Origin of the sequence: Paractinoplanes pyxinae (genome assembly GCF_026626335.1) — a bacterium.
Lineage (GTDB): Bacteria > Actinomycetota > Actinomycetes > Mycobacteriales > Micromonosporaceae > Actinoplanes > Actinoplanes pyxinae.
On record NZ_JAPNTZ010000032.1, the window covers coordinates 1 to 25,304 of the forward strand.

At 68.1% G+C, this 25,304-nt stretch carries 24 protein-coding genes, 1 tRNA gene and 1 pseudogene; 13 read left to right on the forward strand and 13 right to left on the reverse strand.

What is annotated here, in order from left to right; all coding sequences use genetic code 11:
- Window positions 1–103 precede the first annotated feature (103 nt).
- The gene (locus OWR29_RS47675) at window positions 104–1,333 is read left to right on the forward strand and encodes a phytase (protein ID WP_267570345.1); all 1,230 of its coding nucleotides are present in this window, start codon (window positions 104–106) and stop codon (window positions 1,331–1,333) included.
- A 65-nt stretch (window positions 1,334–1,398) separates the two neighbouring features.
- Here the strand turns inward: OWR29_RS47675 and OWR29_RS47680 are convergent, their stop codons facing one another.
- A complete protein-coding gene (locus OWR29_RS47680) occupies window positions 1,399–1,941 on the reverse strand; it encodes an RNA polymerase sigma factor (protein WP_267570346.1) in 543 nt (180 codons plus the stop codon).
- A 49-nt stretch (window positions 1,942–1,990) separates the two neighbouring features.
- Between OWR29_RS47680 and OWR29_RS47685 the strand changes: the two genes are divergently transcribed.
- A complete protein-coding gene (locus tag OWR29_RS47685; protein ID WP_267570367.1) occupies window positions 1,991–3,337 on the forward strand; it encodes a serine/threonine-protein kinase in 1,347 nt (448 codons plus the stop codon).
- On the opposite strand, the gene OWR29_RS47690 is transcribed toward OWR29_RS47685, so the two are convergent.
- Entirely contained in the window at window positions 3,315–4,037 is a 723-nt protein-coding gene (locus OWR29_RS47690; protein ID WP_267570347.1) for a hypothetical protein, read from the reverse strand. The two genes, OWR29_RS47685 and OWR29_RS47690, sit on opposite strands and share 23 nt — an antisense overlap.
- 129 nt (window positions 4,038–4,166) lie before the next feature.
- On the opposite strand from OWR29_RS47690, the gene OWR29_RS47695 reads away from it, so the two are divergent.
- Window positions 4,167–5,309: a glycosyltransferase family 4 protein gene (locus tag OWR29_RS47695; RefSeq protein ID WP_267570348.1), complete on the forward strand. Its 1,143-nt coding sequence runs from the start codon at window positions 4,167–4,169 to the stop codon at window positions 5,307–5,309.
- A gap of 11 nt (window positions 5,310–5,320) precedes the next feature.
- A complete protein-coding gene (locus OWR29_RS47700; RefSeq protein ID WP_267570349.1) occupies window positions 5,321–6,430 on the forward strand; it encodes a glycosyltransferase in 1,110 nt (369 codons plus the stop codon).
- Window positions 6,431–6,540: 110 nt separating this feature from the next.
- Here the strand turns inward: OWR29_RS47700 and OWR29_RS47705 are convergent, their stop codons facing one another.
- On the reverse strand, window positions 6,541–7,464 hold the full coding sequence (locus OWR29_RS47705) for an SDR family NAD(P)-dependent oxidoreductase (RefSeq protein WP_267570350.1): 924 nt from the start codon (window positions 7,462–7,464) through the stop codon (window positions 6,541–6,543).
- Window positions 7,465–7,571: 107 nt separating this feature from the next.
- On the opposite strand from OWR29_RS47705, the gene OWR29_RS47710 reads away from it, so the two are divergent.
- From OWR29_RS47710 to OWR29_RS47720, 3 genes and pseudogenes are all read left to right on the forward strand, one after another.
- Complete coding sequence (locus OWR29_RS47710; RefSeq protein ID WP_267570351.1) at window positions 7,572–8,237, forward strand: TetR/AcrR family transcriptional regulator; 666 nt, start codon at window positions 7,572–7,574, stop codon at window positions 8,235–8,237.
- Between the two features lie 81 nt (window positions 8,238–8,318).
- A tRNA-Lys gene (locus tag OWR29_RS47715) sits at window positions 8,319–8,390 on the forward strand.
- 1,005 nt (window positions 8,391–9,395) lie between these two features.
- Window positions 9,396–10,122, forward strand: a pseudogene (locus OWR29_RS47720) (IS5 family transposase); the annotation flags it as partial.
- A 256-nt stretch (window positions 10,123–10,378) separates the two neighbouring features.
- On the opposite strand, the gene OWR29_RS47725 reads toward OWR29_RS47720, so the two are convergent.
- The 4 genes from OWR29_RS47725 to OWR29_RS47740 all read right to left on the reverse strand — a co-directional run bounded on the left by OWR29_RS47725 (window position 10,379) and on the right by OWR29_RS47740 (window position 13,721).
- On the reverse strand, window positions 10,379–10,801 hold the full coding sequence (locus OWR29_RS47725) for a hypothetical protein (protein WP_267570352.1): 423 nt from the start codon (window positions 10,799–10,801) through the stop codon (window positions 10,379–10,381).
- 119 nt (window positions 10,802–10,920) lie between these two features.
- Entirely contained in the window at window positions 10,921–12,180 is a 1,260-nt protein-coding gene (locus OWR29_RS47730) for a hypothetical protein (protein ID WP_267570353.1), read from the reverse strand.
- A gap of 59 nt (window positions 12,181–12,239) precedes the next feature.
- Window positions 12,240–12,947, reverse strand: a complete 708-nt coding sequence (locus tag OWR29_RS47735; RefSeq protein WP_267570354.1) for an SLATT domain-containing protein — start codon at window positions 12,945–12,947, stop codon at window positions 12,240–12,242.
- Window positions 12,948–13,100: 153 nt separating this feature from the next.
- On the reverse strand, window positions 13,101–13,721 hold the full coding sequence (locus OWR29_RS47740; RefSeq protein ID WP_324291322.1) for a DUF899 family protein: 621 nt from the start codon (window positions 13,719–13,721) through the stop codon (window positions 13,101–13,103).
- 137 nt (window positions 13,722–13,858) lie between these two features.
- On the opposite strand from OWR29_RS47740, the gene OWR29_RS47745 reads away from it, so the two are divergent.
- The gene (locus tag OWR29_RS47745; RefSeq protein WP_267570355.1) at window positions 13,859–14,992 is read left to right on the forward strand and encodes a glycoside hydrolase family 19 protein; all 1,134 of its coding nucleotides are present in this window, start codon (window positions 13,859–13,861) and stop codon (window positions 14,990–14,992) included.
- 44 nt (window positions 14,993–15,036) lie between these two features.
- Here OWR29_RS47745 and OWR29_RS47750 read toward each other — a convergent pair whose 3' ends face one another.
- Window positions 15,037–15,642 carry a TetR/AcrR family transcriptional regulator gene (locus tag OWR29_RS47750; RefSeq protein ID WP_267570356.1) on the reverse strand — a complete coding sequence of 202 codons (606 nt, stop codon included), beginning with the start codon at window positions 15,640–15,642 and terminating at the stop codon, window positions 15,037–15,039.
- A 108-nt stretch (window positions 15,643–15,750) separates the two neighbouring features.
- Between OWR29_RS47750 and OWR29_RS47755 the strand changes: the two genes are divergently transcribed.
- From OWR29_RS47755 to OWR29_RS47775, 5 genes are all read left to right on the forward strand, one after another.
- Window positions 15,751–16,545 (forward strand): SDR family NAD(P)-dependent oxidoreductase, encoded by a 795-nt coding sequence (locus OWR29_RS47755; protein ID WP_267570357.1) that lies wholly within the window; start codon window positions 15,751–15,753, stop codon window positions 16,543–16,545.
- 1 nt (window position 16,546) lies between these two features.
- Complete coding sequence (locus OWR29_RS47760) at window positions 16,547–17,674, forward strand: DUF5938 domain-containing protein (RefSeq protein WP_267570358.1); 1,128 nt, start codon at window positions 16,547–16,549, stop codon at window positions 17,672–17,674.
- A 3-nt stretch (window positions 17,675–17,677) separates the two neighbouring features.
- A complete protein-coding gene (locus OWR29_RS47765; RefSeq protein WP_267570359.1) occupies window positions 17,678–19,189 on the forward strand; it encodes an acyl-CoA synthetase in 1,512 nt (503 codons plus the stop codon).
- 54 nt (window positions 19,190–19,243) lie between these two features.
- Window positions 19,244–20,077, forward strand: a complete 834-nt coding sequence (locus tag OWR29_RS47770; RefSeq protein ID WP_267570360.1) for a helix-turn-helix transcriptional regulator — start codon at window positions 19,244–19,246, stop codon at window positions 20,075–20,077.
- Between the two features lie 133 nt (window positions 20,078–20,210).
- Entirely contained in the window at window positions 20,211–22,490 is a 2,280-nt protein-coding gene (locus tag OWR29_RS47775) for a S1 family peptidase (RefSeq protein ID WP_267570361.1), read from the forward strand.
- Here OWR29_RS47775 and OWR29_RS47780 read toward each other — a convergent pair.
- From OWR29_RS47780 to OWR29_RS47800, 5 genes are all read right to left on the reverse strand, one after another.
- A complete protein-coding gene (locus OWR29_RS47780) occupies window positions 22,487–22,618 on the reverse strand; it encodes a hypothetical protein (protein ID WP_267570362.1) in 132 nt (43 codons plus the stop codon). The genes OWR29_RS47775 and OWR29_RS47780 overlap by 4 nt on opposite strands.
- A gap of 9 nt (window positions 22,619–22,627) precedes the next feature.
- The gene (locus OWR29_RS47785; protein ID WP_267570363.1) at window positions 22,628–23,284 is read right to left on the reverse strand and encodes a response regulator; all 657 of its coding nucleotides are present in this window, start codon (window positions 23,282–23,284) and stop codon (window positions 22,628–22,630) included.
- Complete coding sequence (locus OWR29_RS47790) at window positions 23,281–24,405, reverse strand: sensor histidine kinase (protein ID WP_267570364.1); 1,125 nt, start codon at window positions 24,403–24,405, stop codon at window positions 23,281–23,283. Before OWR29_RS47790 ends, OWR29_RS47785 begins: the two co-directional genes overlap by 4 nt.
- On the reverse strand, window positions 24,405–24,650 hold the full coding sequence (locus tag OWR29_RS47795) for a hypothetical protein (RefSeq protein WP_267570365.1): 246 nt from the start codon (window positions 24,648–24,650) through the stop codon (window positions 24,405–24,407). Before OWR29_RS47795 ends, OWR29_RS47790 begins: the two co-directional genes overlap by 1 nt.
- A gap of 73 nt (window positions 24,651–24,723) precedes the next feature.
- The coding region (locus OWR29_RS47800) for a galactose oxidase-like domain-containing protein (RefSeq protein ID WP_267570366.1) at window positions 24,724–25,304 on the reverse strand (581 nt) is incomplete at its 5' end.

The window sequence follows — 25,304 nt, forward strand, 5'->3', positions numbered from 1 at the left end:
TGACGGGGTGGGCCTACTGTCGTTTCCGGTTAGGCGCCGGCGCACAGCGAAGATTCAGGTGGGGGCAACCTGAAGGCTGCCTTCGTTGGGCAGGTTGGCAGCTATGCGTCGTACAGCCGGGGTCGTGGCCCTCGTCGTTCTGAGCACCACGGCCGTGGCCGGGCCGGCCTGGGCCGGTGGGTCGTCCGGGGACGGGCCGCTGCTCGAGGTCACGGCGGCCGTCGAGACACCCGCGCTGTTCGACGACGAGGCCGGCGGTGACGCCGACGCTGACGACCCGGCCATCTGGGTCAACCGGGCCGACAAGTCCCGCAGCCGCGTCATCGGCACGGCCAAGAACGGCGGCCTGCGGGTCTACGATCTGGCCGGGCGCGAGGTGCAGTCGATCCTGCCGCCCGAGGGTGGCCGCTTCAACAACGTCGACCTGGTGACCGGGTTCGGCGCCAAGCGCCACGACTACGCCGTTGTGACCGACCGCGGGCAGGACAAGCTTCGTATCTACCGCATTGAGGCGTCCGGCAAGCTGACCGACGTGACCGCGGCCGACGCGCCACTGCTCTTCTCGCGCGACCAGGCCGAGGTCGAGACGCAGGCCACCGGCTACGGGCTGGCCACGTACGGGCGGTACGCGGTGGTCAGCCGGCGGCACAGCACGACGCTGGGCATCTTCCGGCTCGAGGAGCGCAATAACACGGTCACCTACCGGGTCACCGACAAGCTCGACCTGCCCAAGCAGTTCCGCCTCTCCACCGGCGCGACCTGGACGCCGTGCTCCGAGCCGGGCGAAGACCCGCAGATCGAGGGCATGGTGGTCGACAGTCAGGCCGGCGTGCTCTACGCGGCTCAGGAAGACGTGGCCCTGTGGAAGATCCGCCTCGACCGTGACCGGTTCGCCGGGGTGCCGCGGATCGTCGAGCGCGTGGCCGAGTTCGGGGCCCCCGGAACGTACGACCCCGAGACCGAGGAATGCGCACTGGGTGACCCCGCGCCCGAGGCCGGGCGGATCCGGGCCGACGTCGAGGGCGCCTCGATCTATCCGACCGGCAAGAGCGACGGCTACCTCGTCGTCTCGAGCCAGGGCGACAGCAAGTTCTACGTGTACGACCGCCGCACGAACCGCCCGTTGTCGAGCTTCCAGGTGCTGGACGGCACCCGTACTGACGGCGTGCAGCACTCGGACGGCGCAGCCGCCACGAGCGTGTCGCTGCCCGGCTACCCGAAGGGGCTGCTCGTGCTCCACGACGGCGAGAACAAGCCCGACGATGGCCGCGTGAGCACCAACTTCAAGTACGTCGACTGGCGCGCCCTCAACCTACGAGGCAGTCGTCACTGAAGGAGCGTGGCCCGTACTTGAGTGCGGGCCTGATCGACTAGCGCGCTCAACTTGCCGGGCAGCCGTCACTGAAGCAGCGTGGCCCGTACCTGAGTGCGGGCCTGGTGGATGCGGGACTTGACCGTGCCTTCGGGCAGGTTCAGGTGGCCGGCGATCTCGCGGTAGTCGAGCTGGCAGATGTCCCGCAGCACGATCGGCGCGACCAGTTCGGGCCGGTTCGACTCGAGCAGTTCGAGCGCGTCCAGCAGGTCGAGCCGCGAGCCCGCGATCACGCTGGTCGTCCGCGGGTCGGCCACGTCGACCGGCGGCAGCGCGTGTGCCTGCTCGGCCGCGCGCCGCTTCAACGACCGGTACGTCTGGCGCGAGCAGTTCGCGATGATCACGTGCAGCCAGGTGGAGAACTGCGACCGGCCCTCGAACCGCCCGATGTTGCGGGCCACCTGCAGCAACACGTCCTGAGCGGCCTCCTCGGCGTCCTGCCAGCACGGCAGGAACCGGGCACACCGCCGCACGACCTGCGGCCGGATGGCGCCCAGCAGCGCATCGAGTGCCGCCGCATCTCCGCCGGCCGCCCGAAGCGCCAGCTCTTCCTGTTGTTCGTCGCGCACACCGGCCCCCGTAGTCGATAATCGCGGCCTCATAATGACGGTCGTGTCCATGCCCAGCAAGATCGGCCGGTACCGGGTCGAACGCCGGATCGGGGCCGGCGCGTTCGCCACGGTGTGGCTGGCCGACGACGAGGCGCTCGAATCGTGGGTCGCGATCAAAGTGCTCGCCGACAACTGGGCGCACCAGCCGGACGTCCGGGCGCGGTTCGAGCAGGAGGCCCAGATCCTGCGCCGGGCCGACTCCGAGCGCCTGGTCCGGGTGTTCGACATCGGTGAGCTCCCGGATGGCCGTCCGTACCTGGTCATGACGTACGCCGATGGCGGCACGCTGGCCGAGCGGCTGGAGGCCGGCCCGCTGCCCATCGCCGAGGCCGTACAGATCGCCCTCGAGATCGCGCGGGCGGTGGCCGTGCTGCACGAGTCGGGCGTTCTGCACCGTGATCTCAAGCCGTCCAATGTGCTGTTCCACCACGGCCGGACCGCGGGCAAGGGGCGGGTGCTGGTGGCCGATCTGGGGCTGGCCAAAGAGATCGCGCACGCGTCCGGGTTCACCGTGGTCGCCGGCACGCCCGGCTACATGGCTCCGGAGCAACTGCGACCGGGCGGTGGGCTGGATGTGCGGGCCGACGTGCACGCGATCGGCGCCATGCTCTTCCAGATGCTGACCGGGCGGACACCGGCCAGGACGTCCGCCCAGCCGTCGAAGCTGCGCCCCGGCGTTCCGCCTCGTCTGGACCGCGTCGTACAGAAGGCCCTGGAAACCGACCCGGCCAAGCGCTGGCCGTCGGCCGAGGCGCTGGCGGTGGCGCTCGAGGAGGCGGCGAGGCCGGCCCGGGCTCCGATTCGGTGGCCGTTGCGGGTGGTAGGGGCTGCGGTGGCGATGACGGCCGTGCTGGCCACCGGAAGCGGAGCCCTGGCGCAGCCGACGGCCGAGGGCTGGCACCGGGTGACCGACGCTACGGGTGCCTTGTCGGTGGCGGTTCCGGCGTCCTGGGCCCGGCAGCTGACCGACGGCGGCTGGGATCCGGCGGCGGTCGGCCTGCCGGCCGGGCAGGCGCCGGGACTGGTGGTGAGCTCCGACGTCTCGGCCTGGGCGGTTCCCGGTCGTACGTCACCCGGGGTCTTTGCCGGAATCGGTGACAACATGCCGGCGGCGGTGGCTCCGGCCCACACCGACTGCACGAGAGCACCCGACCGGCGGATAGTCGTCGACGGTCTCAGCGGCCGGGTGCAGCGGTGGACGGCTTGTTCCGGCACCTCCACCTCGTACAGCGAAATTCTTTTGACCGAAGCAAGCAGACGCGGCGTCTATCTGCAGGTCAGGCAGGTCGACGCCGTCGACCGCACCGATCAGGTGGTGCGCGGCGTGCGACTCATCGGGAGCGGTCGACGGTGACCGTCCCGACGCCGGAGGTGGCGTCGACGTCGTAGCGGGCGGCTGCGCCCTCCCAGCCGTCCTGCGCCCAGACCGACCCGCCCGCGACGCCGGTATGCGCCTGGCCGTCGATCGTGACGCTGCCTGCGCCACCCCGGGCTGAGACCCGGACGGGGGCCTGGCCGGTCAGTCGTACGGAAAACAAGCTCGCACCCCCGCCGAGGACCACCCGCTGCGTGCCCTCGGCCGCCGGCAGCACCACCGCGGCGCGTTCGGTGCCCGAGCTGAAGTCGACGTCGCCGCCGCGGCCGCCGGTCAGATCGACGGACTCGTCCTTGGCCCCACCGGCCAGCCGGACCTGCCAGCGCATGTCGTCGCTGAGCACGACGCTGAGCACGGCCGGACCGCTGCCGCCGGTGTCGCGCAGCCCGGCCACCAGGTCGGCGCCCTCGATGGCAGCGGTCGGCGCCACCTTGGAATCGTCCGGCGTCGAGAACTCGTAAAGGTCGCCGCCAAGATCGCCGAGCCGCACCCGCACCACGTCGGCTCCGCTGACGAGCAGGAACGAGGACACGTCGCCGTCGCCGCGGACCCGGTGTGACACAGCGTCGCGGCTCTCGCTCAGGTAATAGCCGGGACGGTTCTCGGGATTGTGGTCGCGGCCGTCGCCACCCCTGAAGTCGCAGGCGCCGACGAGCAGCACACTCAGCACCAGAGCCATCGACCGGTATCTCACCCTCGCTGGTTTACCCCGTGACCGTCGCCCCTAGTCGTTCGTTCGATCAGCGTTAGGGATCCGGCCACGACCTGGATGGTGTGCTGGACATCGACGCAGGCCCATCGTGACTGCATGCGAGTAGCTCTGGTCACGGAGTCGTTCCTGCCTGATGTGAACGGCGTCGCCAACTCGGTGGTGCGAACCGCCGACCATCTGCTGCGCCGCGGGCACGAGCCGATGGTGATCGCCCCGCAGCCACCCCCCGCGGTCCGCGACACCCCGGTCCACGTGCCGTACCCGGTGGTCCGCGTCGCCTCCCTGCCCATGCCCGGATATCCGCAGATCCGGCTGGGCCTGCCCACCCCGACGCTGACCGGCGCCCTGCGTGCGTTCGGCGCCGACCTCGTGCACCTGGCCAGCCCGTTCGTGCTCGGCGCGTGGGGCATGCTGGCCGCCCGTACGCTGCGCCTGCCCACGGTGGCCGTCTATCAGACCGACGTGGCCGCGTACGCCCGGGCGTACAAGGTCGGCATGACCGAGGGCGCCGCCTGGAAGTGGATCAAGACGGTGCACAATCTGGCCTCGCGCACGCTGGTGCCGTCGTCCGAATCGGCCTTCGCCCTCAACTCGCACGGCGTCGAGCGGGTCCACCTGTGGCGGCGGGGCGTCGACGACGAGCTGTTCCACCCGGACCGTCGCCGCGACGAGGTGCGCCGCCGGCTGGCCCCCAACGGCGAGGTCGTCGTCGGGTTCGTGGGCCGGCTGGCCGTCGAGAAGCAGATCGACCTGCTGGCCGACGTGAGCCGCCTGCCCGGCGTTCGCCTGGTCGTGGTGGGGGACGGCCCGGCCGCGCCGCAGCTGCACAAAGCCCTGCCGGCCGCCACGTTCCTGGGTGTGCGCCGAGGTGAGGAGCTGGCCGAGCTGTACGCGAGCTTCGACATCTTCGCCCACACCGGCCCGTACGAGACGTTCGGTCAGGCAGTGCAGGAGGCGATGGCCAGCGGCCTGCCGGTCGTCGCGCCGCGGGCAGGCGGTCCGGTCGATCTGGTCGACCACGAGAACACCGGCTACCTGGTGCCCCCGTTCGTGGCTGAGGGCTTCACTTCCGCCGTACGGGACCTGGTGGCCGACCCCGCCCGGCGCGCAGCCTTCGGGGCGGCCGGGCGCCAAGCCATCGAGGGCCGCAGCTGGTACGCCGTGGGTGAGGAGTTGCTGGGCCACTACGGCGAGGCGTGTAGCGTCGGTTTCCTCGAACGAAGGGCGGTCGCCGCGTGAGAATTGTCCGGGTGGCGAACTTCGTGACCCCACGGTCCGGAGGCTTGCGCACCGCGCTCCGCCACCTGGGCGCCGGTTACCTGGCCGCCGGTCACGAACCGGTGCTGGTGGTCCCCGGGGCCGGCGAATCCGACGAGATGACCGACCAGGGCCGGGTGATCACCCTGCCCGGCCCGGTGGTGCCTCGCATGGGCGGCTACCGCGTGCTGCTCGACCGCGCCCGCCTGAGCGCCACCCTGCAGTCGCTGCGCCCCGACCGGCTCGAGATCTCGGACCGGGCGACGCTGCGCTGGCTGGGCCGCTGGGCCCGCGGCCGGGGCATCCCGTCGATGATGGTTTCGCACGAAAGCCTGGACGGCCTGCTGCGCCTGTTCGGCCCCGGCCCCAGCCGCCGCGTCGGCGACCTGCTCAATGCCCGTACGGCGGCCGAGCACGACCAGATCGTCTGCACCACGCAGTGGGCGGCCTCCGAGTTCGCCCGTCTCGGCGTGCGGAACCTGACCCAGGTGCCGCTGGGCGTCGACCTCGACCGTTTCACCCCGGCCAACCACGAGCCCCGGATGCGCACCATGTGGTCGGCCGCCGACGACGTGCTGCTGCTGCACTGCGGCCGCCTGGCGCCGGAGAAAAAGCCCCGCCGTTCCCTCGAGGCGCTGGCCGGCCTGCGCAAGTCGGGCGTGCCCGCGGTGCTGGTGGTGGCCGGCGACGGGCCGCTGCGCATCGCCCTGCAATCCGAGGCGGCGGAGCGCGGCCTGCCCGTACGCTTCCTGGGCCATGTGGGTGACCGCCGCAAACTGGCGGCCCTGCTGGCCAGTGTGGACGTGGCGATCGCCCCCGGCCCGATCGAGACGTTCGGCCTGGCCGCCCTCGAGACGTTGGCCAGCGGCACCCCGGTGGTGGTGAGCGCGGAAAGCGCCCTCCCCGAAGTGATCGGCGACGCCGGCGTGGCCGTCCCCGGCGAAGGCCCGGCCTACGCCGAGGCGGTGCGCATGCTGATGTCGCGCCCCGAAGCCGTACGAAGGGCCCAGGCCCGCGCCCAGGCCGAGCTGTTCCCGTGGGAGCGCTCGGTCCACGGCTTCCTCGCCGCCCACGGCGCCGAGATGTCCCTTGACCTGCTGTGACAGGACGGCGGTGGCCACTTCGGCGAGCGGTCGTCCGCTCGGAGCCACGGCACCGATTCTCATCGGGTTTTCGTGGCCGGGTTCGATGAGCACCCGGGCGACGCTCTAGCTCATCGGGCGGTCCGTGCGGGCTCGATCGCGGGGAAGGTCACTCCGGTGAGGTCTTCGGAGACGGTCCACAGCCGCTGCTGGACAGCCACCTCGTGCGACTTCGAGCTGGAGGTGACCAGCCGGGGGTAGCCCTTGATCTCGAAGCGGCCGCCAGGACCGTAGTACTGGCCGCCCAGCGCGGCGGGATCGGTGGCGGCGCGCAGGGTCGGCAGCGCGCCCATCGCCGGCGTCTGGGTGATCAGCGGCGCGAGCCAGGTGAGCGGCAGCCGGAGGGCCGCGGGCGAGTTGCGGACCAGCTCGGTGCTGGACAGGCCGGGGTGCGCGGCCAGAGCAACGGTGGTGCCGTGCCCGGCGAGCCGGCGCTGCAGTTCGTAGGTGAACATCAGGTTGGCCAGCTTGGACTGACCATAGGCGGCGGCCCGGCCGTAGGACCTTTCCCACTGCAGGTCGTCGAAGTGGATCGCGGCCCGGATGCGGTGGCCGGTGCTGCTCACGGTCACCACGCGCGAGCCGGGCACCGGCAACATCTTGTCCAGCAGCAGCCCGGTGAGCGCGAAGTGGCCGAGGTGGTTGGTGCCGAACTGCATCTCGAAGCCGTCGCGGGTGCTCTGCCTCGGGGTGTACATCACGCCGGCGTTGTTGATCAGCAGGTCGATGCGGTCGAACCGGGACCGCAGCGCCGCCGCCGCGCTCCGGACGGAGTCGAGTGAGGTCAGGTCGAGCGCCTGCACGGTCACGTCGCCGGCCATGCGGGCTGCGGCCTGCGCACCCTTCTCGGTGTTGCGCACCGCGAGCACCACCGACGCCCCGCGCTCGGCCAGCGCCTTGGCGGTCTCGAACCCGAGTCCGGTATTGGCCCCGGTCACCACCGCCACCCGTCCACGCTGGTCCGGGATGTTCGCCGTCGTCCACTTGTCAGTCATGTCGGACTCCCTAACCTTAAGTACCGGAGGTATCTTCTGCACAAGACGTTAAAGTACTTCCGGTACGCTGTCAACGTACCGGGGGTACGTAAGTTAGGGTGGTCACCATGACGTTCCAGCGAGCGCGGACCGAGGAGCAGCGCGAAGTCCGCCGGCGGGCGATCCTCGACACGGCCTCAGCGATGCTCGGCGAGATGCCGGTGGCCGCGGTAACCCTCAACGAGCTGAGCCGCCGGGTGGGCCTCGCGAAGCCGAACGTGTTGCGCTACTTCGAATCCCGCGAGGCGGTGCTGCTGGAACTGCTCGACCGCTTCCTGCAGGAGTGGCTGACGGAGCTGGCCGAGAAGCTGGCCGCCCGCGTCAAAGAAGGCCGGCCCATGGCCGAACGCGCGACGGCCGTGGCCGAGGTCCTCAGCGGCTCATTGTCCGGCCGGGTGGTGATGTGCGACCTGTTCGGCGCCCAGGGCAGCGTCCTCGAACACAACGTGTCGGTAGAGGTTGTGGCGCGCTACAAGCGGGCTTCCTTGGACCACCTGGCCACCATGGCCTCGCTGCTCGAGAAGTACCTGCCGGAGCTGGGCGAGAACGCGACCTTCTGCAGCCTGCAGACCATGCTCACAGCCGGTGCGTTGCCGGCGTACACCGCGCCTTCGCCCAGTCTTCAGGCGGCCTACCAGGCTGAGCCCGACCTGGCCCGCCTCCACCTGGACCCCGACGACTATTTGAAGCAGGCCGTGACCGCAACTCTGCTCGGCGTGCTGCCCCGCTCCTGACACAGGGGATGAGCTGCGGAAACGACTCAATGCCGTATACCTGTACGGCAGCCGCAGCCGTCGCAGGTACTCTATGATCGCGGGCCGCTAGCTCAATGGCAGAGCTGTGGACTTTTAATCCATAGGTTCGGGGTTCGAGTCCCCGGCGGCCCACTCGTCTGACCAGGGAAAACAAGTGTCTTTCCCGTCTTGCCGACCCGGTGAGTTGCTCCGTTTGGCTGGTTTCCGGAGCAGCTCGGCCCTTGACGGTCAGCTTTCACCTCGATCTGCCGCCCGCATGCCGCCATGTTCGAACTTCGCTGTGCCGGTCCGAGCGAGGGAACGGCTCGTCAGAGCCTGGCACCTGGCGTCTCGGCTGACGAACGGCTTGCTGAAGCAAGTAGGCAGCGATGGCGCTCGCAGCTGCTGGCCGACATACATACTTGCGCTGCCGCTGTTCGAAGACCTTGATGCCCAGTTGCTTGGCGGCGGGATCGGCGCTATGCCGCAAGATTCGGGCCAACAGCCGCTACGGCTGCCAATGGTTCGAAAGTCGGCTTGACCAGATCCCTGAAGAATGCGCGTCAGTCGAGGCGTCGGGGCCATCCATACAGGTCAGAAGGGTGGTCTGGTGCTCCAGGTAGCGACCTTGACCGACGGCGTCGCTTCGCTGACGGGTAAGCTTGCGGCCGCCCGTACTGGCTGCTGCGGTCCTCAAATAGCGTAAACAATCCGTGCATGGACCTGACCAGGGGCCATGTCGAGGGTCACGGCACGGTCCTGCGCGACCCGAAGATCACTTAGACCAAGACCTTCAGCGCGGCGATGGGGCAGCCCTTATAGCTGACCGCACCACAAGCAGCTGCGGCCGTTGCCCTTCTGCAGCGCATCCGGACTCGCCGCCGATCGAACCTCACTGGAGTTCGTTCCACGCCCGAAGCGTCATGAACTGGCAACCTGACGGAATTGAACATTATCGACCTGCTCGCTACCGAGGGTCATGCTGGATACGACAATCGGTCAAAGCGAAACCTCGTTCGGTTCGGCGTCAGGCTAAGCAGTGCCCTGCCCGTCAGTTGATCAGTTCTGGTTGATGTGTCGGCCGTGGGGCACGGTTAACTGACGAATAAGGCATGGGCGGTGATCAAACCGCTGCTGCCGGTGCCGAGTTGCAGGTCAGGCCGGTGGCGAGATCTGCCCGAGCGTTATGGGCCGTGGAAGACCTGCCATGAACGGCTACGCCGGTGAACTAACGACGGCACCTAGGAGCTAATCCCGACTCCAAGCGCAGGTCTATGACGACGGTCAGCCGGTCGAGTGGGTCATCAGCGTGGACTCCAGCGTCGTTCGGGCTCATCCGCACGCCGCTGGAGCCGAAAAAAGCGGGATCTGCCGGCGGTGTCGCGATACCGGCGGCGGACGGTGAAGCGCTGGGTCGCTCGCGGGGCGGCCTGACCACGAAGATCCACCTCGCACTCGACGGGTGGGGGCGGCCGCTATCGGTCCTGCTCACGCCGGGCAAGCCGGGGACAACCCGCAGCGGTTCGCGCTGCTCGACGCTATCCGGGTCCACGACGGCAGCCCGGGCCGGCCGCGCAAGAAGCCAGACAAGCTGATCGCGGACAAGGCCTACACCTACGACCCGACCCGCCGCGAACTACGCCGCCGCGGGTTCTGTCGCACCATCCCTGAACGCATGGACCAGGTCGGCCGCCGGGCCGCCAACGGCAGCCACAGTGGACGCCTACCGGTCTTCGATCGGCAGGTTTACTGGCAGCGAAACGTGGTGGAACGCTGCTTCAACCGGCTTAAGCAATGGTAAGCCCTGGCCACCTGCTACGCCATTCGCGCAGCCCTCTACCGGTCATCGTTGCTGCTTATCGTCGCTCAGATCTGGCTGCGGTGATCGGCAGACATGCCCCAGCCGTGGTGCCTAGGGATGACCTCGGTCGGACTGGCCCGATCCGCGTCTGCCGATGACTGGCGCGGTCTGGGCATGCGGGCTGGCCGTCTGTCGCGGCGGAGACTTTGCGCCGCCGTAAGCGAATACAGGGATGTCTGCCTGGGCGACCGGCGGGTGAAGAACGTGCGGTTGTCTGGTGATCGTACGTCGTTTCGACGGATATTCCGACGTGGAATAGGGTCGCTGATAGCCGGCGGATCTAGCTTTCGGCCGCTTTTAGGTTTCTTCGGTCTTGAACGTCTTTCACGACTGCTGCTACATCGGGAAGGTGACGAACAAGGGGATGAAGGTAAAAGATGGAAGCATGGTTCATTGGTCCGACGATGTAAACATCTGGGGCTCCCCGCGATTCAGCCATCGCCAGCGCTGCGCCTAACTCGACATACATTCCTTTCCCGGCAGCCTTGTTGTCGGACACAAGGAGGTAGACGTCAGCATCAAGGACACCCGTGATGTCAGCGGCTGCACGCCGGCTCGCCTCGTCACCAGATTCGAGTACTTTGCCTAGATCGTCCGTGGTCGTCCAGTCGTGAGTGATCCGCCAGCCCTCGGCGACCAGGTCGGAAAAGACTTCTCGAATTCGTGCTTTCTCTCCGATTTGCCCTGACACGAAGACACTCACGGTATGGGCAGCTTCACGTGGGGTCCAGTTGTTCGCCCCTTCCGGCCTTAGATCCGATGCTTGCAGCCAATCCGTAGATGTCACTCGCAACTCCTGATCGCCGTTAGAAGTTGCTGACTCTACGACATGTGGGTGCTGTTGTCGACGCTACGGATGGTGTGTGGCGCGAAAACCTGACTGCGTGTGTGCGAAAGGCTCAGCCGAAGTAGATCGTGGGGCCTTACACGCTGCTCATAGCGCAGCCGCTCCACCATCTTCCAGCGAAAAGAATCGACCCCACGTCGTAGCGACGTTGAGCCCCAGCGGACGTCGAACTGGGGAAGGATCAAATTCTGGAACATTCCCGGATAGTAACGATCGCGATCATCAATAAAGTAGGTGTGACTTCTTCGCAAAAACGACTCACCTAATGGCTCCGTCTCAATCGCAAGCCGAAGGTCCCCGCCACCGAAGTTTCTCTGGTGGTCAAGCCTGGACGGTTGCGTCTCTCTAAAGTCCGAAGTCATTCGAATCTTACCTGCGGGCTCCACCGATATCCTCGGCATATCTCGCAGCAAGATATGGTCCATAACGGGTCTCGACGCAACGTGGATACTCACATCATATTTGCTATCGACGGATGAACCTTTCATTACGGGATCGGCAACCGACGACCAGAATGTAACCTTCCCTGAGAAGATCGGAAATCCCTGCAGATGAACGCCGTTGTGGACAAAGGATTGGGCTCGATGGACTAAGCGTTCAACCGCGTAGGCGTCGGCCGATCTAACCTTTTCGAATTGCTTACACATATCCGCTAGGTGCGCGAAATCGTCGATGACGATTAGCAGGTCGAGATCGGAAGCCTTTCCCGATATGGCCCCCTTTACATTGAAGAAACGTCCATAGCTTGCGCTGCCGCCTAGAATTGCTCCCTCTGTTACATCCTTAAGTACAGACTCGACGGAGTTTAGATCACGTAGTCGACGGGCCGTTTCAACTGTTGCCTCAAACGGCGTGGGCCTTCGACGCACGCCGGGCGCGTCTTTGTACGCCGGCAGCCGGATGAAGTTTGTATCCGCATACAATTCATTGAACGACAGCTTGGACGGCGTTACGTCTCTCGCCGACCTTGACGCTAGAACGTTTTCGGCATCGCGTACAAATTGGTCCTCTGCGCCGAAGTAGTTCGCCGAAACGCGCGCCAGAACCTCGGCTAAGAAGCCTGGAAGGATATCGGGAAGGTATGGTTCCGAATCGCTAGCTGCTGTCAGGCATTGATCATAGATCTGGGATACGCGGTCCCAGTCAGCGCGTTCTTTAGCGGCTTGCAGCTCAGAAGGTGTATCGGCGGGCGGCTGAGTGGATGCGCTATCGCAGCTTTTCTCGGGTGAAGTCATTTCGGTACCTACTCCTGCCTATTGCAGCGATACAGATAGACCCAGCCGCACTTCTCGGATCATGCGGATTTCTGAGTGGACTCAGCGGCACTCTTTTCCTCCTGCGGCTGAGCGTCGTTCGCTTTAACGGTTAGTGCCGAAGGACTCCATATTGCAGATGGTGACCGCACTTTTCCGCGAGCTTTGTCCCGTATCCTTTTCGGAGCATTGGGCGCCATGTCGGCGACCCAGTCCCAGCGGCGTTGCAGCTCTCGAACGCGAGCGTCGAACTCGTCGCTCTGCTTCATTTGGGACAGCCTTAGTAATTCAATATCGCGGCGAAGGGCGCCATATTGTCGAGCGGCGTTCCGATGCGATGAAGCCAGCAGTCCATAGTTGCGAACGGTTCCTATAACGGACACCAAGGCGGCAACTACACTGAGAGTCACAACGAAGGTCTGAGCATAACCATCGGTAAGATCGTATCCAGAAGCGATCACGCCAAGGAGAACCATGCTGCCAATAGAGACAACTGCACACGTTGTATTCAATCTATCTAGCGAGCGTTCGGCCCAAGCGTGTGTGTCGATGTTTACCCTGCAGCGCCGCTCCCACTCGTGCAGGAGCTCACGAGAAGCTTCTGGACGGTCCACACTGTAAGGATATGCCAGATGAGTGGACTTCGCTTCATGGTGCTTGGGCAGCTTACGCTCCCTCGATGGGCAGAGATGGAAGCTATCGGCGGCGTCAGGAGTAAGACTGGCAAGGCCGTCCGTCTGCTCGTCCACGCCTAAAGGCGTCAGCTACTGCATTCGCGGCTTCGCGATGCAGGCTCCGCGGGACGCTTTGGTATGTGTCGCGGGTCAGTGTCGTCGTCGAGCGGCCGAGTTGCTCGGAGATAACCTTGATGTCGACGCCAGCAGCGAGGGCGACGGTCGCGGCTACGTGCCGCAGGTCATGCAGCCGGATCGGCGGGGGAGCGGTGCGGGCGACCGCGAACTCGGACCGTACGTCGCCCTCAATACACGCGCCTCTGGCACGTGCTTGACCAGCAGTGTGTCCTCGGGCGCCTGACAATACCGGCGGACCGTGGCGAAGGCGTGCCGGACAATGTCGTACCGGCTCAGGACCGAGCGATTGGCTAGTTTGGTCCGGTGCTGTAGACCGAGCCGGCGGGCGACATCGTCGTAGCGCATGCGTGGCCCGTTGAGGCGGTGGGCGTAGTAGTGCCCGACCGCCTGGAAGGCGAGGTTGTGGGCCATGGACAGGTGACATGGGGCCTGCTGCTTTCGGCCCTCGAAGACGTCGATCAGGGGAACCGGCCCGCCCGCTGCGGTCAACGGCGTGGACGGACCAACCTCCACCATCGGCAGCCGCCGCCGCGCCGTGCCAATGGCATCGCCGTCACGGGTGTGGGCCTTCTCCCGCGCACGGAGCTGTCGAGTTGCTTCTGCCAGGTTTCGCGATCGGTGATCGTGGGCTTGGACCGACTGCCTCCTCGGCCCGGATCCGCATCGAGTTCCAAGGAGGGGCCGGATTTCGACATACGGGCGCCCGCGCAGGTTGCGTGACGTGTGCGGGCAGAAATATTGAAGTTTCCTTACTGATTCCTTGACGGCGTGTGGGTGGGTGCAGTTGAGTCGAGGGCGCTCTCATCCCCCACACGCCAGCGTGCTCCCCGGCGCGCGGAAGGTTTTGCATGTCCAAGAAGAGGGTCTTGTCGATTCTGGCTGTTGTTGGCGTCGGCTTGGCCGGTGCTGCGGCGGCCATTTTGCCTATGACTACGTCCAACGCGGCTGAGGCCTGCGTTGCGGCTTACAACAACTCCGCCGTTTATACCGGTGGTACGCGTGCTTCGTTCAACGGGCGCAACTGGACCGCCAAGTGGTGGACCCAGGGTGAGAAGCCCAGCACCGGCGGGTCCGGTGTGTGGGCGGACAACGGCGCCTGTGGGGGTGGCACCACTCCGCCGCCGCCGGGTAACGGTGGTGGGGGTACGGCGTGCAACCACCCGAACTGGGTTGCGGGGCAGTACTACAACGCCGGCGCGATCGTGCGGTACACCAATGGGCAGTACTACAAGGCCACCAACGCCAACCCGGGGTACGACCCGGTCATCAGCACCTGGTACTGGTCGCCGTTCAGCTGCAGCGGCACCGGGGGTGGCGGCACGACGACGCCTCCGCCGCCCGGTAACGGGGGTGGGAACACCGGCGGCTTCCTGGTCAGCGAGGCGCAGTTCAATCAGATGTTCCCGGGGCGGATCCCGTTCTACTCGTACGCGGGTCTGGTCGACGCCATGAAGAAGTTCCCGGCGTTCACCAAGACCGGCACCGACGAGACCCGCAAGCGGGAAGCGGCGGCCTTCCTGGCCAACGTCAACCACGAGTCGGGTGGCCTGGTCTACGTCGAGGAGATCAACCAGGCGAACTGGCCGCTCTACTGTGACCGGAACCAGTCGTACGGCTGCCCGGCCGGACAGAGCGCCTACCACGGGCGCGGGCCGATTCAGCTCAGCTGGAACTTCAACTACAAGGCGGCGGGCGACGCGCTCGGCATCGACCTGCTCAACAACCCGGACCGGGTCAAGAACGAGGCGTCGGTGGCCTACCAGACCGCGATCTGGTACTGGATGACCCAGCGCGGGCCGGGTTCGATGACGCCGCACGACGCCATGGTCAACAACCGCGGGTTCGGCGAGACGATCCGCAGCATCAACGGCTCGCTGGAGTGCAACGGCGGCAACCCCGCCCAGGTGCAGAGCCGGGTCAACGCGTACAACAAATTCACCGGCATCCTCGGTGTGAGCCCGGGCAGCAACCTGTCCTGCTGACCGGCGCCATTGTCAGGGCCGTCCCACGTCGCGGGGCGGCCCTTTCAGCGTGCGAGCAGGGGCAGGACGGTGCGGACCTGTGTGGTGAGGGCGTCGAGGACCGGTTCGCCGGTGGTCGTCCAGGCGAGCAGGGCCTGCTGGAAGAGGCCGTCGAGCATGCCGTACGCGGCCGGTGAGGTCACCGACGGCGAAAGCCCGGCCAGTTCGGCGTACCGGGTGATGACCCGCCAGATCATCGCTTCGAGGGCGGCGTCGATCTCGGTGATGGCGTCGCGCAGGCCGTCCTCGAACATGCTCTGGGTGCGCAGGTCGTACCAGAGGCGGTGCATGGGCGCCTCGTCGCGGATGGTCTCGGCCAGCTTCGCGGCGAAGGCGTCGATCAGTTCGTCCGGCGTCGTGGAGTCGCGCACGACGGCGTCGTAGCGGGTCACGCAGCGGGCCTTGTAGTAGCGGACGCTGTAGATGACCAGCTCGAGCTTGTCCTGGAAGTAGTAGTGCACGACACCGTGGCTGAACGGCGAGTTGCCGGCGATCTCGCGCAGGCTGGCCCGTGCGTACCCCATCTCGCCCAGCGTCAGCAGCGCCGACTCGGCGAGCTCGTCGCGGCGGCGGTCGAACTTGTCGACCGGGCGGGTCTTCACTGGGGGCATGCCGCCATCGTACGGCTTGACAGCTGTCCAAAGTTTTCTTGACAACTGTCAAGAACGGGCATGTGATGTAGGTCTCCTCAGCATCCTCATGCACCCCGGGAGCACCTCATGGCACAGATCGATCTCACCGGCCGCCGAGCGCTCGTCACCGGCGGCGCCCAAGGACTCGGCGAAGGCATGGCCCGTGCACTGGCCGCCGCGGGCGCCTCCGTCGTCGTGGCCGACCTGCAGGACGACCTCGGGCCCAAGGTGGCCGAGTCGCTCGGCGCGGGCCACGGCTTCGTCCACCTCGACGTGACCGACGACGAGAACTGGGCCGCCGCCGTCGAGCAGGCGACCGGGATCCTGGGCGGGCTCGACATCGTGGTCAACAACGCCGGTGTCGAGATCACCAGCCTGATCGTCGACCTGGACCCGGCCGCCGTGCGCAAGATGCTCGACGTCAACCTGCTCGGCACCGCGCTCGGCATCAAGCACGCCTTCCGGGCCATGCGTCCCGGTGGCGCGGCCGGCAACGGCGGCGTGGTCATCAACGTGGCCTCGGTCGCCGCGACCATCGCCTTCCCCGGCATCTCGGTCTATTCGGCGACGAAGTCGGGCGTCGACCGGCTCACCCGCGTGGCGGCCATGGAGTCGGGCAAGCTCGGTTACGGCGTACGCGTCAATTGTGTCTATCCCGGCCTGGTGCCCACCGCGATGGGCGCCGGACTCGCCAACGACGTCGCCCGCCTCGGGTTGTTCGCCTCGCCCGAGGAGGCCGTCGGCGCGGTCGTCGAGCTCACCCCGTCGGGCCGGTTGGGCGAGGTGGCCGACATGGCCGACGCCGTGGTGTTCCTGGCCTCCGACGCGTCGCGCTTCATCAACGGCGCCGGCCTGCCGGTCGACGGCGGAATGGGGATGTGACATGGCGACCAAGCCCGTCGTCGTCTACGGCGCCTCCGGCTACACCGGCCGGCTGATCTGCGAGTACCTGCGCGAGTACAACGTCCCGTTCGTCGCCGCCGGTCGCGACGCGGCCAAGCTCAAGCAGTCGATGCAGGAGAACGTGGCCGGCATCGAGACCGCCGACTACGAGATCGCCGAGGTCACCCACGACGTCAAGGCGCTCACCGAGCTGTTCTCCGGCGCGTCGGTCGTGTGCAACACGGTCGGGCCGTTCAGCGTGTACGGACCTGAGGTGGCCGAGGCGTGCCTGGCCGCCGGCACGCACTACCTGGACACGACCGGCGAGCAGGACTGGATGATCACTTGCGACGAGAAGTACGGGCCGGACTTCGCGGCGGCCGGACTGCTGCTCGCGCCCGGCATCGCGCAGATGTACACCACCGGCGAGATCGCGGCCGAGCTGTGCCTCGAGAAGCCGGGACTGGACACGTTGGACATCGCGGTGTTCTGGGGCGGCAGCCCGACGATCGCGTCGACGCTGACGATCCTGGTCAACGCGGCCACCTCCGGCGCGTACCGGCTCGAGCAGAACCGCTACGAGGCCTGGGATCCCGAGGCCGGCCTCTACCAGCTGGTGCTGCCCGGTCAGCACGAGCTGGCCCTGGCCCTGCCGTGGGGCGGCACCTCGCACCCGGTCTGGTACCGCAAGGACCCGCGCGTGGCCAACGTCAAGGTGCTGGGCGGGGTGTTCAACCGGGCGCTGATGAACGGCGTCCCGCAGATCGTGGCCAACGCCGTCGAGGCGACCAAGGACATGCCACCGGACGAGCGGTACGCGGCTCTCACCGCCACTGCGGCCCAGGTGATGAATCAGATGCCGCCCCGCGAGAACCCACGGCTGAACAAGTCGGTCGACTCGGTGCACGCTTCGGGGCCGCTGGGTCGGGCGCACTGCGTCATCTACGGCAACTCGAACTACAAGCAGACCGGGCTGATGCAGGCGTACGCGGCCTACCACCTGCTGCAGCAGCCACCCCGGCGGGTCGGCTTCGCCTCAGGCTGCCAGGCGTTCGGGCATCGCGAGCTGCTTGGTGTGCTGGAGAGCTTCGGCCTGGTCCGCGAGCCGACGGTCACGGTCGAGCGCTGAGCCATGCGCCTCGTCGAGTACCTGGACAAGGGGGCTTCCCTCGACCCGGACGCGCCGTGCCTGACCACGGAGGGGGAGACACGGACGTACGGGGAAGTGCGGGAACTCAGCGTGCGCGTCGCCGCGGCCCTGGCCGCCCAGGGGGTCGTTCCCGGAGAGCGTGTGGCGGTGCTTTCCGGGAACGACCCGACCGCCTTCACCTGCGTGTTCGGGATCAGCCGGGCCGGCGCGGTGTGGTGCCCGATCAACCCGCGCAACGAGGCGAGCGAGAACCGCGAGCTGCTGGAGCTGTTCGGCTGCGTGGCGCTGATCTATCAAGAGGCGTACGCGCCACTGGTCGCCAAGATCCGCAGCGAGCTGCCGTCGCTGCGGACGCTGGTGTGCCTCGAGACGGAATGGGACGAATTCCTTTCGGCCGAGGGCGACGCGGACCGCCCGGCGGTCGACGACCTGGCCATGATCGTCGGCACCGGCGGGACCACCGGACGGCCCAAGGGCGTCGAGCTGACCGGGGCCAACCTCGAGGCGATGACCGCGATCACGCTGATGAGCTATCCCTGGCCGGACCGGCCGGTGTACTTGGCTCTGGCCCCGCTCACCCACGCCGCCGGGGTGTTGTGCTTCCCGGTCCTGGCCAAGGGCGGCGAGATCGTCATCATGCGCCGGCCCGACGTGGCCGAGTTCGTCGCGCTCATTCAGCAGCACCGGGTGACGCACACGTTCCTGCCGCCGACGCTCATCTATATGGTGCTGTCCCATCCGGCGCTGGACGAGACCGACCTGTCCTCGCTGCGGTGCTTCTGGTACGGCGCCGCGCCGATGTCCGCGGCCCGCCTCGAAGAGGCGTTGCAGCGCATCGGCCCGGTGATGGCGCAGCTGTTCGGCCAGACCGAGGCGCCGATGATGATCTCGACCATGGCCCCGAGTGACCACTTCCGGCCCGACGGCAGCGTTGCCGTGTCCCGCCTGTCCTCCGCCGGCCGCCCGTCGCCGCTGGTCACGGTGGCCATCATGGGGCCGGACGGCGACCTGCTGCCCCGGGGCGCCACCGGCGAGATCGTGGTGCGGGGTTCGCTGGTGATGCGGGGTTACCACCGCGACCCGGTGGCGACCGCGGTTGCCGGCGCGCACGGCTGGCACCACACCGGCGACATCGGCTATCTCGACGACGACAACTATCTGTACATCGTGGACCGCGCCAAGGACATGGTGATCACCGGAGGCTTCAACGTGTATTCGACCGAGGTCGAGCAGGCGCTCATGCAGCACCCGGCGGTGCAGGACTGCGCGGTGATCGGCCTGCCCGACGACAAGTGGGGCGAGCGGGTGACCGCGGTCATCCAGCTCCGCCCGGGCGCCACGGTCGACAAGGCGGAGATGGCCGCGTTCGTCAAGGAGCGGATCGGCAGCGTCAAGACCCCGAAGCAGATCGAGATCTGGGACGACCTGCCGCGGTCGAAGGTCGGCAAGATCCTCAAGGCCGACCTGCGCTCCCGCCTGACCCCGGGCCCGTAGCCTCGGATCGACAATCCGTGGTTGGGCCCCGCCCGGGCTTGATAGAACGAAGCCATGATTGATCGAGCCGGGCTCGCCGAGTTCCTGCGCCGCCGCCGCGAGTCGCTGCAGCCCGAGGACGTGGGCCTGCCCCGCGGCCGCCGGCGGCGGACGGCGGGCCTGCGCCGCGAAGAGGTGGCCACGCTCTGTCACATCTCCACCGATTACTACAGCCGGCTCGAGCGGGAACGCGGCCCACACCCGTCCGAGCAGATGATCGCCTCGATCGCCCAGGGGCTGCACCTGTCCCGCGACGAGCGCGACCACCTGTTCGGCCTGGCCGGGCACAACCCGCCGGCCCGGGGCGCGGCCGGCGAACACATCAGCCCGGGCCTGCTGCGCATCTTCGACCGGCTGACCGACACCCCGGCCGAGATCCTGACCGAGCTCGGCGAGACGCTGCGGCAGACCCCGCTCGGCGTGGCCCTGACCGGCGACTCCACCCGGTTCACGGGCCCGGCCCGCAGCATCGGCTACCGCTGGTTCACCGACCCGGCCACTCGCGCCCTGTACCACCCCGACGACCACGAGCTGCACGACCGCGTCTTCGCCTCGGGGCTGCGGACCATCGTCACGCGGCGCGGCGCCGGCTCCCGGGCCGCCCACCTCAGGGATCTGCTGCTCGAAAGCAACGAGAGGTTCCGTACGGTCTGGAACGAGCACGAGATCGGCGTCGGCTTCCAGGACGTCAAGCGGTTCGTGCACCCCGAGATCGGCCACCTCGAACTGAACTGCCAGGCCCTTCTCGACCCCGATCAGGGGCACTCGCTGCTGGTCTACACGGCCGTGCCGGGCGGCGAAAGCTACGAGAAGTTGCAGCTGCTGGCGGTCATCGGAGCACCCTGTTAGATCAGTCACCGCCGGCCGCGACCACGGCCGGACATCGATCAACTACTCTGCCGTCTGAAGGCTGCCATCGAACTGCGTCGAACCCGGTTGATGCCGGGCGCAGCCGGATCATGTCTGAGTAGAGGGAGTCAACGTGCGCAAACGTGCGCATGCATGGGGGAGTTTCCTGCTCACAGCGGCCCTGGCGTCGAGTTTTCTCGGCGGGGGCACGGCTCTGGCTCTGGCCGGGGCCGACGAGGTGGCAGACGGCGGGCTTCCCTTTGTGGCCAAGGTCAGCTTCGGTGACGTCCGGGCCTGCAGCGGCGTGCTGGTGGCGCCGCAGTGGATCGCCACCGCCAAGGAGTGCTTCGCGAACGGTGACGCCCCGGTCGCCGCGGGTTCGCCCGCCCGGCCGAGCACCGTCGTGCTCGGACGGACGGATGTCTCGACCACGGCCGGCAAGCGGCTGGCGGTGACCACGCTCGTGCCGCACCCGGAGCGGAACCTGGTGCTGGCCCAGTTGTCCGGGGCGGCCACCGGGATCACTCCGGTGGCGATCAGCAAGACGGCGCCGGCCGAGGGCGACACGCTGCGCATCGCGGGCTACGGCCGTACGGCGACCGAGTGGGTGCCGAACCGGCTGCACGCCGGCACATTCACCGTGCAGTCGGCCAGTGCCACGAAGTTCGAGGTGATCGGCGCGTCGGCCGGGGCGACGCTGTGCCGGGGCGACTCGGGCGGCCCGGCCTTCCGCGAGACGTCGAACGGCGTCGAGCTGGTCGGCATCAGCGACTCGTCGTGGCAGAAAGGCTGCATCGGCGAGCCGGCCTCCGAGACTCGCGGCCAGGGCTACGAGACCCGGGTCGACGACCTGGCGGGCTGGATCGCCGGCAGCACTTCCGCGCGCCCGGCCGGGCTGCGCTCGGTTGTGCTCGGCGAGTTCACCCGCGACGGCTTCCAGGACGTCATCGGGATCGACAACCTGGGCTGGGGCTGGTGGTACCGCAGCACGTCGGCCAGCACCTGGAGCACCCCGGTGCGGCTGTCGAGCACCTGGGGCGCGTACAAGGAACTGATCGTCGGCCGGGTCGACCGGGACGCCTACGACGACCTGCTCGTGCTCACCGACTCGGGCCAGCTGCTGCTCTACACGGGCAACGCGGCCGGCGGCGTGACCGGCCGCGGGCAGATCAGCACCGTCTCGTACGGCGGCTACCGTGACCTGGCGCTGGGCAAGCTGAACGGCGACACGTACGACGCGCTCTACGCGATCAACGCGTCCAGCGGCGCCTGGGTCAAGTTCCCGCAGACGGCCGCGGGCGGAGCGTTCTCGACCACTCCGGTGTCGGTCGGCGGCGGCTGGGGCTGCTGCCAGAAGAACGTGTTCGGCAAGTTCAACGACGACGCCTACCTCGACCTGCTGACGATCGAGGGGTCCACCGGCAAACTGCGTATCTATCCGGGCACGGCTACCGGGGCGCTCGGCACCGGGGCGACCATCGACAGCGCCGGCACCACGTGGGACAGCGCCATCGACGTCGCGGCGGGCACGTTCGACAGCACCGGCCTGGCCGGGCTGCTCACCATCGACAGCGCCGGCGCGCTCGCCGTGCACCGGCGCACCGCCGACGGCGGATGGGCCGACCGGGCTCAGCTGCCGGGCACGGCGTGGCAGCGGCAGCCGTACGACATGCTGCGGCTGGTCGGCGGCGAGTTCAACGGCAACAGCTACCCCGACCTGATCGGGATCGACGCCGAGGGCTGGGGCTGGCTGTTCCCGGGCACGGCGGCCGGCACCTGGGGCGCCCCGGCCCGGCTGTCGAGCACCTGGGGCACGTACAAGGAACTGGTTGTCGGCCGCATCGACCGGGACGCCGTCGACGACCTGCTCATCCTGACCGACTCCGGGCAGCTGCTGCTCTATGCCGGCACCACGACCGGCGGCTTCAACCCGAAGGGCCAGATCAGCACCATCTCGTACGCCGGATACCGCGACCTGACGGTGGGCCGGCTCGACGGTGACATCTACGACGCGCTGTACGCGATCGAGTCGTCCACCGGGGCCTGGGTCAAGTTCCCGCAGACCACCGCGGGCGGGGCCTTCTCGACCACCCGCACCCAGGTCGGCGGCGGCTGGGGCTGCTGCAAGCAGAACGTCTTCGGCAAGTTCAACGACGACAGCTACCTCGACCTGGTGACCGTCGAGACGTCGGGCAAGATCCGGCTCTACCCCGGAACGGCGACCGGCGCTCTCGACACCGCCACCACGGTGGACAGTGTGGGCGCCGGCTTCGGCAGCCGGGACCTGGCTGCTGTCCGGTCGGCCGCCACCGGCCGGGACAGCCTGGTCGCCCGCGACCCGTCGGGCACGGTTCTGATCTACCCGGCCGTCGCTTCCGAGGCCGACCCGATCGTCTTCGGGCCGCGCGGTTAGTCCTCGTCGCGACGCCACTCGCTCGGGCCGGGCTCCTCGGTGTCCGGCTCGAGCGAGACGTCACTCTTGATCGTGTCGCCGTCGACCTCGTACGTGTCGGCGTCGTCGTCCGGTTCTTCGTCGCTCACGATCGCTCCTCAGAGGGTCAGGCCGTGCTCGTTGGCATAGCTTGCCGCCTCGGTGCGGTTGCGCGCACCGATCTTGGCGAAGGCGTTGTTGATGTGCGTCTTGACGGTGGCCTCGGCCACGAACAGAGCGGCCGCGATCTCGGCGTTGGTCCGGCCTCGCGCGATCTGGCTCAGCACCTCGGCCTCGCGCTGGGTCAGGCCGTCGGGCAGGGAATCCGGGCGGGGCGGCGCGGCCGGGCGGCTCATGGCCTTGGCCAGGCGGGCGGCCACCGCCGGGTCGAACAGGGATTGGCCGCGGGCGGCCGCGCGCAGGGCCATGCCGATCTCGGCGCGGCCGGCGTCCTTCGTCAGATAACCACGAGCTCCGGCGGCCAAAGTTCCCGCGATCGACTCGTCGTCGGCGTACGTAGTCAGCACCACGACGGCCACGCCGGGGAACCGGTCGCGGATCTGCGCGGTCGCCGCCACCCCGTCCAGCACCGGCATATTCAGGTCCATCAGGACGACGTCCGGGGGATCGCCGGCGATCAGTTCCAGGGCCCGCTTGCCGTCACCGGCCGACCCGACGACCTCGACACCGTCGGTCAGCTCGAGCAGGGCGGTCAGGCCCTCGCGGACGAGTTGCTGATCGTCCACGACGAGCACGCGCAACGGCTCGTCGGTCATCCCGGCACCTCCGCGGTCACTCGCCACACGCCGTCGACGACGCCCGCGTCCAGCGTGCCATCGACCAGTGCCAGGCGCTCCCGGGCGCCGATCAAGCCGTACCCCGTCCTGGTCTGCGCGTTTGTGGTGGGATTCGTCAGCGTGAGCCGGACCTTCGCCGGGGCGTACTCCAACGTGATCGTGACCGGCGCACCGGGAGCGTGCCGAGCCGCATTGGTCAGCGCCTCGCGGGTTGTGCGCTGCAGAGACACCTCGGCGCCGGACGGCAGGGCGCGTGGAGTCCCGATGACCTGCAGCGTCACCGTCGCCGCGAAATTCTCCTTGTGTACGGCGATCAGGTCGTCGAGTGCGCGGGCCAGGGGTACCACGTCCGACCGGAGCGCCGCCACCGCCGACCGGGCCTCGGTCATCCCGTCCGCGGCCAGGCGCCGGGCCCGCCGTACCCGTTCCGCCGCTGCCTCGACGTCGCCGCGCTCGGTCAGCTGAGCCTCGGCCACCTCGAGCTGTACGCCCAGCGCGCCCAGCGAATGCGCGAGCACGTCGTGCAGCTCCCGGGCGATGCGGGCCCGTTCGTCCAGCGCGGCCGCTCTGGCTTGCGCTTCCCGCGTACGCAAAATCTGCTCACCCCGGAGCCGGTATTCCCGCCGATGCAGGCTGAACAGCACCACCAGCAGCACCAAAGCAGGCTGGGTAAGCAAGGCGGTCGGCCCGTGCCCGGCCAGCGACAGCCCGGCCGACAACACGACGATGAGCGCGCCGGTCAGCCACAGGATCGCCCACAGTGGCATGCGCGGCAGCAGCACGAAGGTGAACAGCGACCCGTAGAGGAACAGGTGCGCGGCGCCGTTGTGCGGCAGCGCGGCCACCGCGGCCGGGAGCAGAGCGGCCGCCGCCAGAGCCGCCCGCGCCGGAACGGGGAAGCGCTGGTCGGCAACCATCCAGAAGACCCAGCAGGCGAAGCTGACCAGCAGCGCCGGGCGGACGAACGTGCTGTGCACGCCCGGGTAGAACACCAGCGACCAGATCTGCAGCCCGGTCAGCACGATCCGTACCAGCCAGCCCGTCTCGGGGTCGTCGGCGCGGATCAGCCGAAGACCCCGACGGCCCAGCCGGCGCAGCATCAGCCCTGGTTCTCCAGCACGCCCATGATTAGATCAAGCATCAGCAGCCGGTAGGCGACGAAGGCCACCCCCACCACCGCGAGCACGACGAGAATCGCCACCACCAAGCGCCCGGTCACCTTTCCACCCTCCTGTTCGATCGCCTTGCCGAGCACCGCGCCGGCCATCCGCCCGGCCCGGCTGCGCCGGTTGCCGCTCAGCAGATAGCTCGTGGTCTCGACGACGTCCCTGGTTCGTTCGTTCATGCCAGGAACGCTACGAATCGACCCGGGTGGATCGGCACCATCGCAGGGTGGAGATCGGGGTGGAGACGAGCCGCTACCAGGTCCACTTCTGCAGGGCGGCGCCGGAGCAGGTGGCCAGCGAGACGGCGGCTCGTTCGGCGTTGGAGGCGGCGGCCAGGCAGACCTTGGTGTTGGAGGTCGGGCGGATCGTGCCGTCGGCGCCGAACTGCCAGGTCTGGGCGGCGGAGCGGCTGCAGGTGTAGGTCCAGACCTTCTGGCCGGGGTTGAGCCGGCTCCAGGGGACGTCCACGCAGTTGCCGAGGACGCGCAGGGTCTTGTCGCCGGGGATCCGGCTCAGGGCCTGCGCCTTGGAGCTGTTGCACGTGAAGGTCTGCAGGTACGTCTTGGGCAGCAGCGACGAAGTGGGGACGTCGAGGCAGCGGCCGGTGTTGTTCTTGACCTGGCTCATCAACGGGTTGGGGCCCTTGGCCACCTGCACCATCTTCGCCACCGAGGGAACGCCGTTGGCGTCCACGACGAAGAGCATGTAGTAGCCGGGCGGTGCGACGCCGCCGCTCGGCGGTCCGGTGGCGGTGATCGTCGTACCCGAGGTCGTGAATTTCAGCGGTACGTAACGCTGGCCCTGGTCGACGCCGTGCGTCACATCGGCCAGGC

Excerpts from the sequence above, each read along its gene's own strand:
- OWR29_RS47675 (WP_267570345.1), top strand. The coding sequence starts at position 104 with ATGCGTCGTACAGCCGGGGTCGTGGCCCTCGTCGTTCTGAGCACCACG.
- OWR29_RS47685 (WP_267570367.1), top strand. The coding sequence starts at position 1,991 with ATGCCCAGCAAGATCGGCCGGTACCGGGTCGAACGCCGGATCGGGGCC.
- OWR29_RS47690 (WP_267570347.1), bottom strand. The coding sequence starts at position 4,037 with ATGGCTCTGGTGCTGAGTGTGCTGCTCGTCGGCGCCTGCGACTTCAGG.
- OWR29_RS47695 (WP_267570348.1), top strand. The coding sequence starts at position 4,167 with ATGCGAGTAGCTCTGGTCACGGAGTCGTTCCTGCCTGATGTGAACGGC.
- OWR29_RS47705 (WP_267570350.1), bottom strand. The coding sequence starts at position 7,464 with ATGACTGACAAGTGGACGACGGCGAACATCCCGGACCAGCGTGGACGG.
- OWR29_RS47710 (WP_267570351.1), top strand. The coding sequence starts at position 7,572 with ATGACGTTCCAGCGAGCGCGGACCGAGGAGCAGCGCGAAGTCCGCCGG.
- OWR29_RS47730 (WP_267570353.1), bottom strand. The coding sequence starts at position 12,180 with ATGACTTCACCCGAGAAAAGCTGCGATAGCGCATCCACTCAGCCGCCC.
- OWR29_RS47745 (WP_267570355.1), top strand. The coding sequence starts at position 13,859 with ATGTCCAAGAAGAGGGTCTTGTCGATTCTGGCTGTTGTTGGCGTCGGC.
- OWR29_RS47750 (WP_267570356.1), bottom strand. The coding sequence starts at position 15,642 with ATGCCCCCAGTGAAGACCCGCCCGGTCGACAAGTTCGACCGCCGCCGC.
- OWR29_RS47755 (WP_267570357.1), top strand. The coding sequence starts at position 15,751 with ATGGCACAGATCGATCTCACCGGCCGCCGAGCGCTCGTCACCGGCGGC.
- OWR29_RS47760 (WP_267570358.1), top strand. The coding sequence starts at position 16,547 with ATGGCGACCAAGCCCGTCGTCGTCTACGGCGCCTCCGGCTACACCGGC.
- OWR29_RS47765 (WP_267570359.1), top strand. The coding sequence starts at position 17,678 with ATGCGCCTCGTCGAGTACCTGGACAAGGGGGCTTCCCTCGACCCGGAC.
- OWR29_RS47770 (WP_267570360.1), top strand. The coding sequence starts at position 19,244 with ATGATTGATCGAGCCGGGCTCGCCGAGTTCCTGCGCCGCCGCCGCGAG.
- OWR29_RS47785 (WP_267570363.1), bottom strand. The coding sequence starts at position 23,284 with ATGACCGACGAGCCGTTGCGCGTGCTCGTCGTGGACGATCAGCAACTC.
- OWR29_RS47790 (WP_267570364.1), bottom strand. The coding sequence starts at position 24,405 with ATGCTGCGCCGGCTGGGCCGTCGGGGTCTTCGGCTGATCCGCGCCGAC.
- OWR29_RS47795 (WP_267570365.1), bottom strand. The coding sequence starts at position 24,650 with ATGAACGAACGAACCAGGGACGTCGTCGAGACCACGAGCTATCTGCTG.